General features: G+C 65.3%; 12 protein-coding genes. All 12 read left to right on the top strand.

Annotated features, from left to right (window positions below):
* Positions 1-22: 22 nt before the first annotated feature.
* The 12 genes from ACZ0AV_RS08035 to ACZ0AV_RS07980 all read left to right on the top strand — a co-directional run bounded on the left by ACZ0AV_RS08035 (position 23) and on the right by ACZ0AV_RS07980 (position 14,536).
* Positions 23-553, top strand: a complete 531-nt coding sequence (locus ACZ0AV_RS08035) for a hypothetical protein (protein ID WP_499150552.1) — start codon at positions 23-25, stop codon at positions 551-553.
* Positions 554-687: 134 nt separating this feature from the next.
* Positions 688-2,325 carry a glucan biosynthesis protein D gene (locus ACZ0AV_RS08030; RefSeq protein WP_499150551.1) on the top strand — a complete coding sequence of 546 codons (1,638 nt, stop codon included), beginning with the start codon at positions 688-690 and terminating at the stop codon, positions 2,323-2,325.
* A 108-nt stretch (positions 2,326-2,433) separates the two neighbouring features.
* Positions 2,434-2,985, top strand: coding sequence for a YaeQ family protein (locus ACZ0AV_RS08025; protein WP_499150550.1), 552 nt, complete (start codon positions 2,434-2,436; stop codon positions 2,983-2,985).
* A gap of 62 nt (positions 2,986-3,047) precedes the next feature.
* The gene (recJ, locus tag ACZ0AV_RS08020) at positions 3,048-4,760 is read left to right on the top strand and encodes a single-stranded-DNA-specific exonuclease RecJ (protein ID WP_499150549.1); all 1,713 of its coding nucleotides are present in this window, start codon (positions 3,048-3,050) and stop codon (positions 4,758-4,760) included.
* A 404-nt stretch (positions 4,761-5,164) separates the two neighbouring features.
* Positions 5,165-5,896, top strand: a complete 732-nt coding sequence (locus ACZ0AV_RS08015; protein ID WP_499150548.1) for a tellurite resistance TerB family protein — start codon at positions 5,165-5,167, stop codon at positions 5,894-5,896.
* A gap of 201 nt (positions 5,897-6,097) precedes the next feature.
* Positions 6,098-7,720, top strand: coding sequence for a methyl-accepting chemotaxis protein (locus ACZ0AV_RS08010; protein ID WP_499150547.1), 1,623 nt, complete (start codon positions 6,098-6,100; stop codon positions 7,718-7,720).
* 4 nt (positions 7,721-7,724) lie between these two features.
* Positions 7,725-8,240, top strand: coding sequence for a chemotaxis protein CheW (locus tag ACZ0AV_RS08005; RefSeq protein ID WP_499150546.1), 516 nt, complete (start codon positions 7,725-7,727; stop codon positions 8,238-8,240).
* The gene (locus ACZ0AV_RS08000) at positions 8,237-9,484 is read left to right on the top strand and encodes a CheR family methyltransferase (RefSeq protein ID WP_499150545.1); all 1,248 of its coding nucleotides are present in this window, start codon (positions 8,237-8,239) and stop codon (positions 9,482-9,484) included. Before ACZ0AV_RS08005 ends, ACZ0AV_RS08000 begins: the two co-directional genes overlap by 4 nt.
* Positions 9,474-10,154, top strand: coding sequence for a chemotaxis protein CheW (locus tag ACZ0AV_RS07995; RefSeq protein WP_499150544.1), 681 nt, complete (start codon positions 9,474-9,476; stop codon positions 10,152-10,154). The genes ACZ0AV_RS08000 and ACZ0AV_RS07995 overlap by 11 nt, the downstream gene beginning before the upstream one ends.
* Positions 10,151-12,442: a hybrid sensor histidine kinase/response regulator gene (locus ACZ0AV_RS07990; protein WP_499150543.1), complete on the top strand. Its 2,292-nt coding sequence runs from the start codon at positions 10,151-10,153 to the stop codon at positions 12,440-12,442. The genes ACZ0AV_RS07995 and ACZ0AV_RS07990 overlap by 4 nt, the downstream gene beginning before the upstream one ends.
* The gene (locus tag ACZ0AV_RS07985; protein WP_499150542.1) at positions 12,439-13,446 is read left to right on the top strand and encodes a chemotaxis response regulator protein-glutamate methylesterase; all 1,008 of its coding nucleotides are present in this window, start codon (positions 12,439-12,441) and stop codon (positions 13,444-13,446) included. Before ACZ0AV_RS07990 ends, ACZ0AV_RS07985 begins: the two co-directional genes overlap by 4 nt.
* A 61-nt stretch (positions 13,447-13,507) precedes the next feature.
* The gene (locus ACZ0AV_RS07980) at positions 13,508-14,536 is read left to right on the top strand and encodes a diguanylate cyclase domain-containing protein (protein ID WP_499150541.1); all 1,029 of its coding nucleotides are present in this window, start codon (positions 13,508-13,510) and stop codon (positions 14,534-14,536) included.

Below are 14,536 nucleotides of genomic sequence, written 5' to 3'. Positions count from 1 at the left end.
TGGCAACGCAGAGAGGCTCGACATGTTCATCGATACCGTTGAACGGCGCCTTTGCGGGCGCGTTCAGCTCGGCGTGCCTGGGTTTTTTTCGCGGCCTGTTCGCCTGCTGACGCTGTGCCTGCTGGCCGGCGTTGCCCACGCGGAAGTCGCGCCGAACGATCATGGCCTGCAAACCATGGATGAGCGCGGCTGCGTACTGGGCAATGCGTCCATGCAGGCGCCGACCCTGACGCTGATGACGGCCGCCTACGGGGAGTCCGAGGCGCGCAAGGACCTGGCTCTGGCGCAGATCAACCAGGCACTCGATGCGGGCTGTCCGGTCGACGAACCGGACCAGATGGGCCTGTCTGCGCTCAATGGTGCGATTCTTTATGGCGAGCCGGTGTTGGTGGGGTTGCTGCTGGAGCGCGGCGCCGACCCGCGGCGCAAGATCGTCAGCCCGAAAACTACTGTCAACGGTCTCGACTCCTTCGCTTTTCTCGACCTGCTCACCCAGCGGGACGGCAAACGTGATCGCACCGCCATCAGGGTGCTGCTGGAAGCGAAGCGCTAGGCGTTTCGCTTGTCGCCGGGCGGCTGAACACCGGTTTTTTGCGAAGTCGCCGCGGAACCATGTGGCTGCAGGGCTATCTGTTGTAGGTCTTTTTACCGCCTTCGTGCAGATTTCCAACCCATTCAGGTACGCCCATGCAAAGACGTAACCTCCTGAAAGCCTCCATGTTGATGGCGGCTTGTGCCGGTCTTCCGGCCGGCCTGTTCAGCCTGCGCAGCTTCGCCGAAACCGCTGATGGCGACGCCGAACCGTTCGACTTCAAACAGCTGCAGGCGCGTGCCAAGAGCATGGCCGGCCGTGCCTACAAGGGCACTGCCGAGGTGCTGCCCAAGACGCTGGCCCAGCTCACGCCGCAGCAGTTCAACGCCATCCAGTACGACCCGGCGCATTCGCTGTGGAATGAACTGGACGGGCAGCTCGACGTGCAGTTCTTCCACGTCGGCATGGGTTTCCGCCAGCCGGTGCGCATGCATGCCGTCGACCCCAAGAGCCGGGTCGCCCGCGAGGTGCATTTTCGTCCCGAGCTGTTCGAGTATGGCAAGAGCGGGGTAGACGTCGCGCAGCTCAAGGGTGACCTGGGCTTCTCCGGCCTCAAGGTGTTCAAGCAGCCGAACATCGCCAAGTACGACATCGTTTCCTTTCTCGGCGCCAGTTACTTCCGGGCGGTGGACAATACCGGCCAGTACGGTCTGTCGGCCCGGGGCCTGGCGATCGACACCTTTACCGATACGCCGGAAGAATTCCCCGATTTCACCGAGTTCTGGTTCGAAACCCCGGACAAGAACGCCACCCGCTTCGTGCTCTACGCACTGCTCGACTCGCCTAGCGCGACCGGCGCCTTCCGCTTCGATATCGACTGCCTGGAAGACCGCGTGGTGATGGACATCGACGCGCACATCAACGCCCGCAAGACCATCAAGCAACTGGGCATCTCGCCGATGACCAGCATGTTCTCCTGCGGCGGCCACGAGCGACGCATGTGCGACTTCGTCACCACCGCGATTCACGACAGCGACCGCCTGTCCATGTGGCGCGGCAACGGCGAGTGGGTCTGCCGGCCGTTGAATAACCCGGAAAAGCTGCAGTTCAACGCCTTTGCCGACACCAACCCGAAAGGCTTCGGGCTGGTGCAGTTCGACCATGACTTCAAGTCCTACCAGGACACCGTGGTGTGGTACAGCCGCCGGCCGAGCCTGTGGGTCGAGCCGACCACCCCGTGGGGCGAGGGCAGCATCGACCTGCTGGAGATCCCTACCACCGGCGAGACCATGGACAACATCGTCTGCTTCTGGAACCCGAAGCAGGCCATCGAGCCCGGCACCTCGCTGAATTTCGGCTACAAGCTGCACTGGGCCGCGCTCCCGCCGGTCAAACCGACCCTCGCTCAGGTGCATGCCACGCGCTCCGGCATGGGCGGCTTCACCCTCGGCTGGGCACCGGGCGAGCATTGGCCGAAACAGTGGGCCCGCCGCTTCGCCATCGATTTCGGCGGTGGCCCGCTGGCCAAGATGGATGCCAAGGCACAGGTCGAAGTGGTGGTCGAAGCGTCCCATGGCGAGGCCAAGGATTTCAGCATTCTTGCGTTGTACCCGGAAGTCGAGGGGTTCCGCGCCCAGTTCGACTGGTTCCCGACCAGCGACAGCGTCGAGCCGGTGAACATGCGCGCCTTCCTGCGCCGTAGCGACAACAAGGAAGTGCTCAGTGAGACCTGGCTGTACCAGTACTTCCCGCCTGCGCCGGCCGAGCGCCGCTATCCGGACTGGAAAGGCTAACAAGCAGCCCGGTGAAACGTGGCGGGCGCCCCTTTGGGCGGCGCTCTGCCCACGTTTCCGACCGGCCTGATAGACTGGCGCACTTTTCCGAATTCCAAGAAGTGCGCAATGGCCCAGCCGTCCACGACCTACAAGATCGATCTCAACCTCACCGATATCGATCGCAGCATCTATGAAAGCCTGCGTTTCACCGTGGCCCGCCATCCCTCGGAAACCGAGGAGCGTCTGGCGTCGCGTCTGATCGCCTACGCGCTGTTCTATCAGGAACACCTGGCCTTCGGTCGCGGCCTCTCGGATGTCGACGAGCCGGCGCTGTGGGAGAAGAGCCTGGACGGTCGTGTGCTGCATTGGATCGAAGTCGGCCAGCCGGACAGCGAGCGCATTACCTGGTGCTCGCGAAGGACCGAGAAATTCAGCCTGGTGGCCTACGGCAACCTGCGCGTGTGGCAGACCAAGTGCCTCGACCCGGTGCGTACCCTGAAGAACATCAATGTCGTCGCCCTGGGCCAGGAAGCGTTGGCCGATCTCGCTCAGGATATGCCCCGTGCGCTGAGCTGGAGCGTGATGATCAGCGACGGCGAGCTGTTCGTCACCGACGAACGCGGCCAGCACGAAATTCCCATCGAGTGGCTGGCTGGCGAGCGCACTACAGGCAACTGATTCACAGGCGTCCGTTCGGCTGACGCCTCCCGTTTTAACCGCACGAGTAGAATCCGACCTCCATGCGTATCGAGTCCCGCCCGCTTCCTGCTTCGCTGCCCGACCTGGGTAACCTGCCACCGTTGTTGACCCGTCTTTATGCGGCCCGTGGGGTGCTGTCGGCAGTTGAACTGGAGAAAGGCCTTGCGCGGCTGATCCCGTTCACGCAGCTCAAAGGCATCGAAGCGGCGGTGGAGTTGCTGGTGGAGGGCTTGCAGCAGCGCCAGCGGCTGTTGATCGTCGGTGATTTCGATGCCGACGGCGCCACCGCCAGCACCGTTGGTGTGCTCGGCCTGCGCATGCTCGGCGCGGCCCATGTCGATTACCTGGTGCCTAACCGCTTCGAGTACGGCTATGGGCTGACGCCGGAAATCGTTGCCGTCGCGCTGACCCGCGAACCCGAACTGCTGATCACCGTCGACAACGGCATCTCCAGCATCGAGGGGGTGGCGGCTGCCAAGGCGGCCGGCCTCAAGGTATTGGTCACCGACCACCACCTGCCCGGCCACGCGTTGCCGGATGCCGATGCGATCGTCAATCCCAACCAGCCGGGCTGCACGTTCCCCAGCAAGTCGCTGGCGGGCGTTGGGGTTATCTTCTACGTGCTGCTGGCGCTGCGTGCGCGGCTGCGCACGCTGGGCTGGTTCACCGCCGAGCGGCCCGAGCCCAACCTTGGCGAGCTGCTCGACCTGGTCGCCCTCGGCAGCGTCGCCGACGTGGTGCCGCTGGACGCCAACAACCGCATCCTGGTGCACCAGGGCCTGGCGCGCATTCGTGCCGGCCGGGCGCGGCCGGGGCTGCGCGCACTGCTGGAAGTCGCCGGCAAGCAGCACGGGCGAATCACTTCGACCGACCTGGGCTTCATTCTCGGCCCACGCCTGAACGCCGCCGGCCGCCTCGACGACATGAGCCTGGGCATCGAATGCCTGCTCTGCGAAGACGAAGCCCTGGCGCGCGACATGGCCGTGCAGCTCGATCAGTTCAACCAGGACCGCAAGGCCATCGAGCAGGGCATGCAGCGCGAAGCGCTGGCCCAGCTCAAGGACCTGCCGCTGGAGAACCTGCCGTTCGGCCTCTGCCTGTTCGAGGCCGACTGGCACCAGGGTGTGATCGGCATCCTCGCTTCGCGGCTCAAGGAGCGCTACCACCGCCCGACCATCGCCTTCGCCGATGCCGGCGACGGCCTCTACAAGGGCTCCGCGCGTTCGGTGCCGGGGTTTCATATCCGCGATGCACTGGACGCCGTGGCATCGCGTCACCCGGGGTTGATCAGCAAGTTCGGTGGCCACGCCATGGCTGCCGGCCTGTCATTGCCGGCCGAGCATTTCGAGACCTTTGCGGCGGCGTTCGATGAAGAAGTTCGTCGCCAACTCTGCGAAGACGACCTGACCGGCCGGCTGCTGTCCGATGGCATGCTGAGCATCGACGAGTTCAACCTGCCGCTGGCCCGCGAGCTGCGCAATGCCGGGCCCTGGGGTCAGCATTTCCCGGAGCCGCTGTTCCATGGCGCGTTCCAGTTGGTGCAGCAGCGCATCGTCGGTGAGCGCCACCTCAAGGTGGTGCTGAAAAGCGAATGCGGCAGCCTGCAGCTGGACGGCATCGCCTTTGGGGTCGACCGCGACGTATGGCCCAACCCCACCGTGCGCTGGGTCGAACTGGCCTACAAGCTGGACGTCAACGAATTCCGCGGCCAGGAGTCGGTGCAGTTGCTCATCTCCCATCTGGCACCGCGCTAGCAGGTCGTTGAAAAACTACCTCGGCTTTGGCGTCCTGCGTCGCTCTACCTCCTGCATCCATGCAGTCGTGCGTTGCCATCGCTGCGTTAAAAACAAACTCGGTAAGCCGCTTGCGGCTAACGCGCTTTAGCGCGGCCCGAAGGGCGAGCGAAGCGAGTCATGCTCATGTACAAAAGTACGGTCGCCCGCGACCCCGGCCGCTTCATCGCTTATTGCCTTGCGCTGGCTGCCTCGCCTACGTTTTTAAACGGCCTGCTGGTACGAGCTTGAACGACGCTTGCTCTGACCGGTCTATTCGACGAGGTTTGAGGTGCTTGCCTGCGCAATATCCTGACGCAATATGTTGCCGACGGCTGCCAGGCTTCGCAGTAGATTCGTCCGTTCCTGAACCATTGGAGATCTCCATGAATACGCGCGGCTTGCTCGATCAACTGCTGAAATCCGGGCAGGAGTTGCTGCAACAGAAATCCGGCGGCAAATCCTCTTCGGGGCTGGGGGGCGCTCTGGGTGGTTTGCTGGGCGGCGCCGGCAAGGGTGGCGTAGGTAAAAGCGACAACGGCGGCATCGGCTCGATGCTCAAGGGGGCGGGCGGCGGTGCTGCCCTGGCCATGCTGCTGGGCAACAAGAGCGCCCGCAAAGTTGGTGGCAAGGTCATCACCTATGGCGGCCTGGCTGCACTCGGCGTGATTGCCTACAAGGCCTATGGCAACTGGCAGGCCAAGCAGGCTGGTGCGCCTCAGGGCGAGCCGCAGACCCTCGATCGCCTGCCGGCACCCGAGGTCGAACTGCACAGCCAGGGCATCCTCAAGGCGCTGGTGGCTGCGGCCAAGGCCGACGGTCACGTCGACGAGCGTGAGCGCGAGCTTATCGAGGGCGAATTCAGCAAGCTGACCAGCGACGCCGAAACCCAGCGCTGGCTCCAGGCAGAGCTCAACAAACCACTCGATCCCGCCGACGTGGCACGCTCGGCCAGCACCCCGGAGATGGCCGCGGAAATGTACGTCGCCAGCGTGCTGATGGTCGATGAAGAGCACTTCATGGAACGTGCCTATCTGGAAGAACTGGCCCGCCAGTTGAAACTCGACCCAGCGCTCAAGGCCGAGCTCGAAGCCCAGGTTCGCCAGGACCTGCAATAGCCCCACCTGGCTCCGCTGCCGACGTGCTGACCGCCGTCCGGCAGCGGCATGCCCCTTTTCCCCGACACCGACCCGCCTGTTGCTACAGTAAATAGGCTCGGCCTCGCTTGCGCTGCAACTGCAACGCCCATAGAGTCCGGCGCATGACCTGCAGGCGCGGCCTGCAGGCTTGATTCAGGGTCTCGGCAGATGGGGTTGAATGTGAAGAACTGGACTGTTCGGCAGCGTATCCAGGCAAGTTTTGCGGTTATCGTCGCGATCATGCTGTTGATGGCCGCGGCATCCTTCGAGCGCCTGCTCAAGGTCGAAGGAGGCGCCACCCGCCTGCTGGACGATGCCATGCCCGGCATGTTCCATATCACCCAGGTGCGCAGTGCCTGGACGGACCTGTTCCACCAGACCATCGTGCAGGTGAGTATCAAGGAGCAGCACACGCTCAGCGATACCGACCTGCAGCAGATCAAGGTCGCCAGCGACAGGCTGATCGCCTCCCTGGCCGAATACCGGGCGACCATCCGCGACACCACTGAGAGCAGTGCTCTCGACGCCTTCGAGCAGACCCGCGAGCAGTTCGCCCAGCAGCAGGCCGGCGTATTGGCCGTCTACGACCAGGGCCGCTCCGTCGAAGCCCGTGCCCAACTGGCCGGGCAGCTCACCGATACCTGGAACACGGGGCGCGCCCAGCTCACCTCGATGATCGCGCTCAACCGCGATGTGGCCTACTCCTCAGCGGGGGATATCGTCTCCGCGGTCAACCGTGCCGAGCTGAGTATGGCCATTTCGGTGGTGCTGGCGATCATTGCCGCCTTCGTCTGCGGCTATTTCCTCATGCAGGCGATCACCCGGCCGGTGCAACAGGTGGTGCACACCCTGCAGACGCTTGCCAGTGGTGACCTGACCGCGCGCCTGAACCTGGGCCGGCGAGACGAGTTCGGCGCCATCGAAACCGGCTTCAACGGCATGGCCGAGGAGATCAAGACCCTGGTCGCCCAGGCGCAGCGTTCCTCGGTGCAGGTAACGACCTCGGTCACCGAGATTGCCGCCACCTCCAAGCAGCAGCAGGCCACCGCAACGGAAACCGCCGCTACCACCACGGAAATCGGCGCGACCTCGCGGGAGATCGCCGCCACGTCGCGCGATCTGGTGCGCACCATGACCGAAGTGTCGGGCGCCGCCGAGCAGACCTCGACCTTGGCCGGTGCCGGCCAACTGGGCCTGGCGCGCATGGAAGACACGATGCATCAGGTGATGAGCGCCGCCGAGCTGGTCAACGCCAAGCTGGCGATCCTCAACGAGAAGGCCGGCAACATCAATCACGTGGTCACCACCATCGTCAAAGTCGCCGACCAGACCAACCTGCTGTCGCTCAATGCCGCCATCGAAGCTGAAAAGGCCGGCGAGTATGGGCGCGGTTTCGCGGTGGTCGCCACCGAAGTACGGCGCCTGGCCGACCAGACCGCGGTCGCCACCTACGACATCGAGCAGATGGTCCGCGAGATTCAGTCGGCGGTATCTGCCGGCGTCATGGGCATGGACAGGTTTTCCGAAGAAGTGCGCCGCGGTATCGGTGAGGTCGGCCAGGTCGGTGAGCAACTGGCCCAGATTATCCATCAGGTGCAGGCGCTGGCGCCGCGGGTGCTGATGGTCAACGAAGGCATGCAGGCGCAGTCCACCGGCGCCGAGCAGATCAACCAGGCACTGGTGCAGCTCAGCGAGGCCTCTTCGCAAACCGTCGAGTCGCTGCGCCAGGCCAGTGCCTCGATCGATGACCTCAACCTGGTGGCGAACGGTCTGCGCACCGGCGTCAGCCGCTTCAAGGTCTGAATCGGTGAGCGAAACGGCCAGGCCATCGCCGGGGCGGCGCAGCCCCGGTCAACTGTTCCTGTTGTTCAGCATGGGCACGGACCGCTACGCGCTGGATGTTCGCGAAGTGGTCGAAGTGCTGCCGCTGCGCCGCTTGAAGCAGATTCCCGCAGCACCTGATTGGGTGGCCGGGCTGTTCGTCTTCCGCGGCACGCCGGTGCCGGTGCTCGACCTGTCCTGCCAGGCCCTGGGTCGGCCCGCCATCGTGCGCACCAGTACGCGCCTGGTGGTGGTCAGCTACCAGCCGCAGGCAGGCCAACCGGCGCGCTGGCTGGGGCTGATTCTGGAACAGGCCAGCGATACCCTGCGCAGCCCCGTCGAGGCGTTCGTGGCGGGTGGACTGAGCGTGCCCGATGCCGCCTATCTGGGACCGGTACTGAAAACCGAGCAGGGCCTGGTGCAATGGGTGCGGGTGGCCGACCTGCTCGATGAGGCGACGCGTGCACTGCTTTTCGATGCCGCTGCGGAGCTGCGCCCATGAACCGCCGTATCGAGGGCCTGCTGCACGGCCTGATCGGCCTGGATGCCGAGTCGGTCGGCCAGGTCGTCATCGACCGCGCGGTTCGCCAGCGTATCGCTGCGCTGGGCTGTGCAGACGAAGATGCCTATTGGCTGCAGCTGCAGGCGTCGGCCAGCGAGCAGCAGGCGCTGGTCGAAGGCGTGGTGGTGCCGGAAACCTGGTTTTTCCGCTACCCGGAATCCTTCACCGCGCTGGTGCAATTGGCCCGCGAGCGTGTCGGGCAGCTGCATGGCGTGCGGGCGCTGCGCATTCTCAGCCTGCCGTGCTCCAGCGGCGAAGAGCCGTATTCGATCGCCATGGCATTGCTTGACGCCGGGCTGCCGAGCGAGTCGTTTCGCATCGACGCCATGGACATCAGCGAGGCCATTCTGGTGCGCGCTCAGCGCGCGCTGTACGGGCGCAACTCGTTTCGGGGCGACGACCTGGGCTTTCGGGGTCGGTACTTCGTCGAGACCGAGCAAGGGTTCCAACTGCGGGACGAGGTATGCCGCAAGGTCCGTCTGCTGGCCGGCAACCTGCTGGCGCCTGGCTTGCTGGCCGGCGAGGCACCCTATGATTTCGTGTTTTGTCGCAATCTGCTGATCTATTTCGACCGGCCTACCCAGCACGCCGTGGCCGCCGTGCTGCAGCGGCTGATGCGTGAGGACGGTGCGCTGTTCATCGGTCCTGCCGAGGCCAGCCTGTTCAGCCAGGTCGGCATGCAGGCGCTGAATATTCCGCTCGCGTTCGTGTTCCGTCGTGCCACTGACAAGCCGCCGCGCCTCGCTGCCAGCGTAAGCCCGCAGCCGCCGGCGACAGCTGCGCGGCCGCGCGTCGCGATGCCCGTGGCGCCTGCCGGTAAGCCGCCTGTACGGCACCCGCCGCCTGCACCGCTGGCAGTAGCTGCCGCCAGCGATGCGGCATTGGAGGCCATCGCCCAATTGGCCAACGCCGGGCGCAGCGATGAAGCGCGTGCCGCCTGTGAGCGCTACCTGGCTGCCCACGGCCCGACGGCGCAGGCCTTCTACTGGCTGGGGTTGCTCAGCGATGTGGCCGGGCGCAGCAGCGAGGCCCAGGACTATTACCGCAAGACTCTGTATCTGGCGCCTCGGCATGCCGAGGCGCTGGCCCATCTGTCGGCGCTGCTCGCTGCCCGTGGCGACCTGGCTGGAGCCAGGCGTCTGCAGCAGCGGGCCGGGCGTGGAGTAAGCCGCGATGACCGATAGTCTTCTGCCGTTGAGCGATGTGGAGCGGGCGGCCGTCGATGACTGCTGGAACCGTATCGGTGTGCAAGGCGACAAGTCTTGCGAGCGTCTGCTCACGCACATCCATTGCCGTAACTGTGAAGTGCATGCTGCCCTCGCGACCCAACTGCTGGACCGTTTCGCGCTGCAGCGCAGCGAGTCGGAGCCCGAACACGAATGGGTGGAGGAAGACGACTGCGAGCGCCGCTCGATGTTGATTTTCCGCGTTGGCGAAGCCTGGCTGGCGGTGGCGACCCGTGCGTTGAGCGAAGTGGCGACACGTACCGCGATTCATTCGCTGCCGCACCAGCGCTCCCTGGGGCTGATGGGGGTGACCAATGTACGTGGCGCCCTGGTGGCCTGCGTCTCGCTGGCGGAAATGCTCGGCCTGGATAGCGCCGAAGCCATCACCGAGCGGCGAGTGGTGCCGCGCATGCTGATTTTCAACCTGCCTGACGGGCCGGTGGTCATGCCCGTCGACGAAGTCGAAGGTATCGAAGCCGTCGCGGTCAGCCAGGTGGTCGAGGCGGCTAACGGCAGCGTACCCATGGCGCGGCGCTTCGCCTCCGGGGTATTGCAGTGGAAGGGGCGCAGCGTGACCCTGCTCGATGAGCATATCCTCCAGCAAACCATCGCCAGGAGTCTCGGATGACGCCCGATCAGATGCGCGACGCCTCGCTGCTGGAGCTGTTCAAGCTGGAAGCCGAAGCCCAGACCCAGGTGCTCAACAACGGCCTGCTGGTGCTCGAGCGCGACCCGCGGCATGCCGACAGCCTCGAGGGCTGCATGCGCGCGGCCCACTCGCTCAAGGGGGCCGCGCGTATCGTCGGCCTCGATGTCGGCGTGAAGGTCGCCCACGTGATGGAGGATTGCCTGGTCGAGGCCCAGGAAGGTCGCCTGCTGCTGCAGCCCGAGCACATCGATGCACTGTTGCAGGGTGCGGATATCCTGCTGAGCCTGGGGTCGCAGTCGAGCGGGCCGAGCGCCGCCGTCGACGAACTGATCGAGCGCCTCGGCATCCTCGCCCGCGGTGGGCATGTGCCGAGTCGTCCTTCGGTAGCGCTGTCGACGTCAGCGGCTCTGCCTGAGCCTGAACTGCCGGAGGCACCTCCACTTCAGACCGAGCCCGAGGCAAAGGCGGCGCCTGGCACTGTGCTGAAGGCCGAAAGCGGCGATGCTACCAGTGAAGGGCGAGGGCGCATCCTGCGAGTCAGCGCCGAGCGCCTTGATCACTTGCTGGACATCTCCAGCAAGTCGCTGGTCGAGTTCCAGCGCATCAAACCCCTGGGCGACGGCCTGCGGCGCCTCAAACGCCTGCAGACCACGGCGCGCCGCGCGCTGGACGTGGCGCGCGAAGCGCTGCCGGAAGGCAGTATCGATGCCCAGGCCGAGGCCATGCTGGTGGAAACTCGGCAGGCCCTTGCCGAATGTCAGCAGGTGCTGGCGCAGCACATGACCGACCTGGACGACTTCGGCTGGCAAGGCGGCCAGCGGGCCCAGTCGCTGTATGACGCTGCGCTGGCCTCGCGCATGCGGCCCTTCGCCGATGTGCTGGCCGGTCACGAGCGCATGCTGCGCGACCTGGCCCGGGCACTCGGCAAGCAGGTACGGCTGGTGATCGAAGGTGAGGCAACCCAGGTCGACCGCGATGTGCTCGAGCGCCTGGAAGCACCGCTCACGCACCTGCTGCGCAACGCCCTGGATCACGGCATCGAAGCACCCGAAACGCGCCTGGCGCGTGGCAAGACGGCCGAGGGCCAGATCCTCATCCGCGCCCGCCACCATGCCGGCATGCTGCTCCTGGAGTTGAGCGACGATGGCGGCGGCGTGGACTTGAACAGGCTGCGGGCTGCCGTGATCAGCCGCGGCTTCGCCACCGAACAGACCGGCGAGCAGCTGACCGAAGAGGAACTGCTGGCCTTCCTGTTCCTGCCCGGCTTCAGCATGCGTGACCAGGTCACCGAGGTGTCCGGCCGCGGCGTCGGCCTGGATGCGGTGCAGCACATGGTGCGCCAACTGCGTGGCGGTGTGCGCATGCAGCAGCGTGCGGGACAGGGCTCTACCTTCCACCTCGAAGTGCCGCTGACGCTGTCAGTGGTGCGCAGCCTGGTCGTCGAGGTGGGCGGCGAAGCCTACGCCCTGCCGCTGGCACACATCGAACGAATGACCCGCCTGCAGGCCGAGGACATCGTGCAGCTCGAAGGTCGCCAGCATTTCTGGAGCGAAGGCCAGCACGTCGGGCTGATCGCAGCCAGCCAGATTCTTCAGCGCCCGGAAGGCAAAGCGGCCGACAACGGCATCGCGGTGGTGCTGATCCGTGATCGGGACAGCCTGTTCGGCCTGGTGGTCGAGCGTTTCGTTGGCGAGCGCACGCTGGTGGTGATGCCGCTGGACGCGCGCCTGGGCAAGGTCCAGGACGTCTCGGCCGGTGCGCTGCTGGATGACGGCACACCGGTGCTGATTCTCGATGTCGAGGACATGCTGATGTCGGTGTCCAAGCTGCTCGGCAGTGGCCGCCTGGAGCGGGTCGACCGCAGCGTGCGGCAGCTTGCCGGCGCGGCGCGCAAGCGCGTGCTGGTGGTGGATGATTCGCTGACCGTGCGCGAACTGGAACGCAAGCTGCTGCTGGGCCGCGGTTATGACGTGGCGGTGGCGGTCGATGGCATGGACGGCTGGAACGCGTTGCGTGCGGAACACTTCGACCTGCTGATCACCGATATCGACATGCCGCGCATGGACGGCATCGAGTTGGTTACCCTGGTGCGCCGCGACAGCCGCCTGCAGGCGCTGCCGGTGATGGTGGTGTCCTACAAGGACCGTGAAGAAGATCGCCGACGTGGCCTGGATGCAGGAGCCGACTATTATCTTGCCAAGGCCAGTTTCCATGACGAGGCGTTGCTCGACGCCGTGGTTGATCTGGTAGGGGAACCGCACGAATGAGGATAGGCATCGTCAACGATATGCCGCTTGCCGTGGAGGCGTTGCGTCGGGCCCTGGCGCTGGAGCCAGAACACCGCATCGCCTGGATCGCTGGCAACGGTGCCGAGGCAGTGCAGAACTGTCAGGTCGACCTGCCGGACCTGTTGCTGATGGACCTGCTGATGCCGGTCATGGATGGCGTCGAGGCGACCCGGCGCATCATGGCGCAAAGCCCCTGCGCGATCCTCATCGTTTCGGTGGACATCGAGCAGTACGTCAGCCGTGTGTTTGAAGCCATGGGCCATGGTGCGCTGGACGCCGTCAACACGCCTTCGCTGGGCAGCGACCAGTCGGCGGATGCGAGTACGCTGCTGCGCAAGATCCAGAACATCGGCTGGCTTATCGGCCAGAACACCGGCCGCAAGCGCAGCGCATCGGCGGTGCAGGCGGATGAGCCAGCGGCGCGCCGGCTGGTCGCCATCGGGGCGTCGGCGGGCGGGCCAGCCGCGCTGGCGACCTTGCTCAAGCACCTGCCTGGCGACCTTGACGCTGCGGTGATTCTGGTCCAGCACGTCGACCAGGTGTTCGCCGCGGGCATGGCCGACTGGCTGGCGGGCGAATCGACGCTGCCGGTGCGCCTGGCCCAGGATGGTGAGAGGCCGCAAGCCGGCGTAGTGCTGTTGGCCGGGACCAATAACCACATGCGTTTGCAACGCAGTGGCGAGTTGACTTACACCGAGGAGCCACGCAGCCACATCTACCGGCCTTCCATCGACGTGTTCTTCGACAGCGTGGTCGAGCACTGGGCAGGTGACGCCATCGGCGTGCTGTTGACCGGCATGGGCCGCGATGGCGCTCAGGGCCTCAAAAACATGCGCGGTCGGGGTTTCCTCACCATCGCCCAGAACCAGGCCAGCTGTGCGGTGTATGGCATGCCCAAGGCGGCAGCTGAACTCGACGCCGCCAGGGAAATACTCGGGTTGGAGAGCATTGCGCCGCGTATCGTTGAGCTATTGCAGGGATAGACTTACCCTGCGTGTAAATTTTTAGCCTCCCATCTCCGCACGAGGTGGTTCTGGAGCCCATATGCAAACCCCTCATTCCATGGACGAATTCGGCGTACGCAAGGATGGTGCGGTGATGGTGCTGCTGGTCGACGATCAGGCGATGATCGGCGAGGCCGTGCGCCGCGAGTTGCAGGGCGAGCAGGGAATCGACTTCCATTACTGCTCCGATCCTGCGCAGGCGGTCGCCGTGGCGGAGCAACTGCGGCCCACGGTGATCCTGCAGGATCTGGTGATGCCCGGCATCGATGGTCTGACCTTGCTCGGCGCCTACCGGGCCCGGCCGTCACTGCGCGATGTGCCGATCATCGTACTGTCGACCAAGGACGACGCGACGGTAAAGAGCACCGCCTTTGCATCGGGCGCCAACGATTACCTGGTCAAGCTGCCGGACACCATCGAGCTGGTGGCGCGCATTCGCTATCACTCGCGTTCCTACACCGCGCTGCAACAGCGCGATGAGGCCTACCGCGCGCTGCGCGAAAGCCAGCAGCAGCTGCTGGAAACCAACCTGGTGCTACAGCGCCTGATGAACTCCGACGGGCTGACCGGCCTTTCCAACCGTCGCCACTTCGACGAGTACCTGGAGATGGAGTGGCGCCGCGCCCTGCGCGAGCAGACGCCGATGTCGTTGCTGATGATCGACGTCGATTTCTTCAAGAGCTTCAACGACAACTTCGGCCATGTGGCTGGCGACGAAGCCCTGCGCCGTGTCGCCGGTGCACTGCGCGGCTGCTGCAGCCGCTCCACAGACCTTGCGGCCCGTTACGGTGGCGAAGAGTTCGCCATGGTGCTGCCCAGCACCTCGGCTGGCGGTGCACGCTTGCTGGCCGAAAAGGTCCGCCGCGCCGTTACCGACCTGGGCATCCCCCACGACAAGCCTCTGCCCGGCTCGGTGCTGACCGCCAGCCTGGGGGTCGCCACGCTGGTGCCGCGGGCTGGGCAGACGTCACTGCAACTGGTCAACCTGGCTGATCGTGGGCTGTACATGGCCAAGGAGGCCGGCCGCGATCAGGTAGGCCTGGTCAACGACACCAGTTCGCTGGGCTGA

The organism is Pseudomonas sp. AC532 (assembly GCF_979258965.1).
The sequence above is the reverse complement of the archived record's forward strand: the minus strand, read 5'-3'. Positions and strand labels throughout refer to the sequence as shown.

Coding starts and splice junctions, on each gene's coding strand:
- ACZ0AV_RS08035 (WP_499150552.1), top strand. CDS start 23: ATGTTCATCGATACCGTTGAACGGCGCCTTTGCGGGCGCGTTCAGCTC.
- ACZ0AV_RS08030 (WP_499150551.1), top strand. CDS start 688: ATGCAAAGACGTAACCTCCTGAAAGCCTCCATGTTGATGGCGGCTTGT.
- ACZ0AV_RS08025 (WP_499150550.1), top strand. CDS start 2,434: ATGGCCCAGCCGTCCACGACCTACAAGATCGATCTCAACCTCACCGAT.
- recJ (WP_499150549.1), top strand. CDS start 3,048: ATGCGTATCGAGTCCCGCCCGCTTCCTGCTTCGCTGCCCGACCTGGGT.
- ACZ0AV_RS08015 (WP_499150548.1), top strand. CDS start 5,165: ATGAATACGCGCGGCTTGCTCGATCAACTGCTGAAATCCGGGCAGGAG.
- ACZ0AV_RS08000 (WP_499150545.1), top strand. CDS start 8,237: ATGAACCGCCGTATCGAGGGCCTGCTGCACGGCCTGATCGGCCTGGAT.
- ACZ0AV_RS07995 (WP_499150544.1), top strand. CDS start 9,474: ATGACCGATAGTCTTCTGCCGTTGAGCGATGTGGAGCGGGCGGCCGTC.
- ACZ0AV_RS07990 (WP_499150543.1), top strand. CDS start 10,151: ATGACGCCCGATCAGATGCGCGACGCCTCGCTGCTGGAGCTGTTCAAG.
- ACZ0AV_RS07985 (WP_499150542.1), top strand. CDS start 12,439: ATGAGGATAGGCATCGTCAACGATATGCCGCTTGCCGTGGAGGCGTTG.
- ACZ0AV_RS07980 (WP_499150541.1), top strand. CDS start 13,508: ATGCAAACCCCTCATTCCATGGACGAATTCGGCGTACGCAAGGATGGT.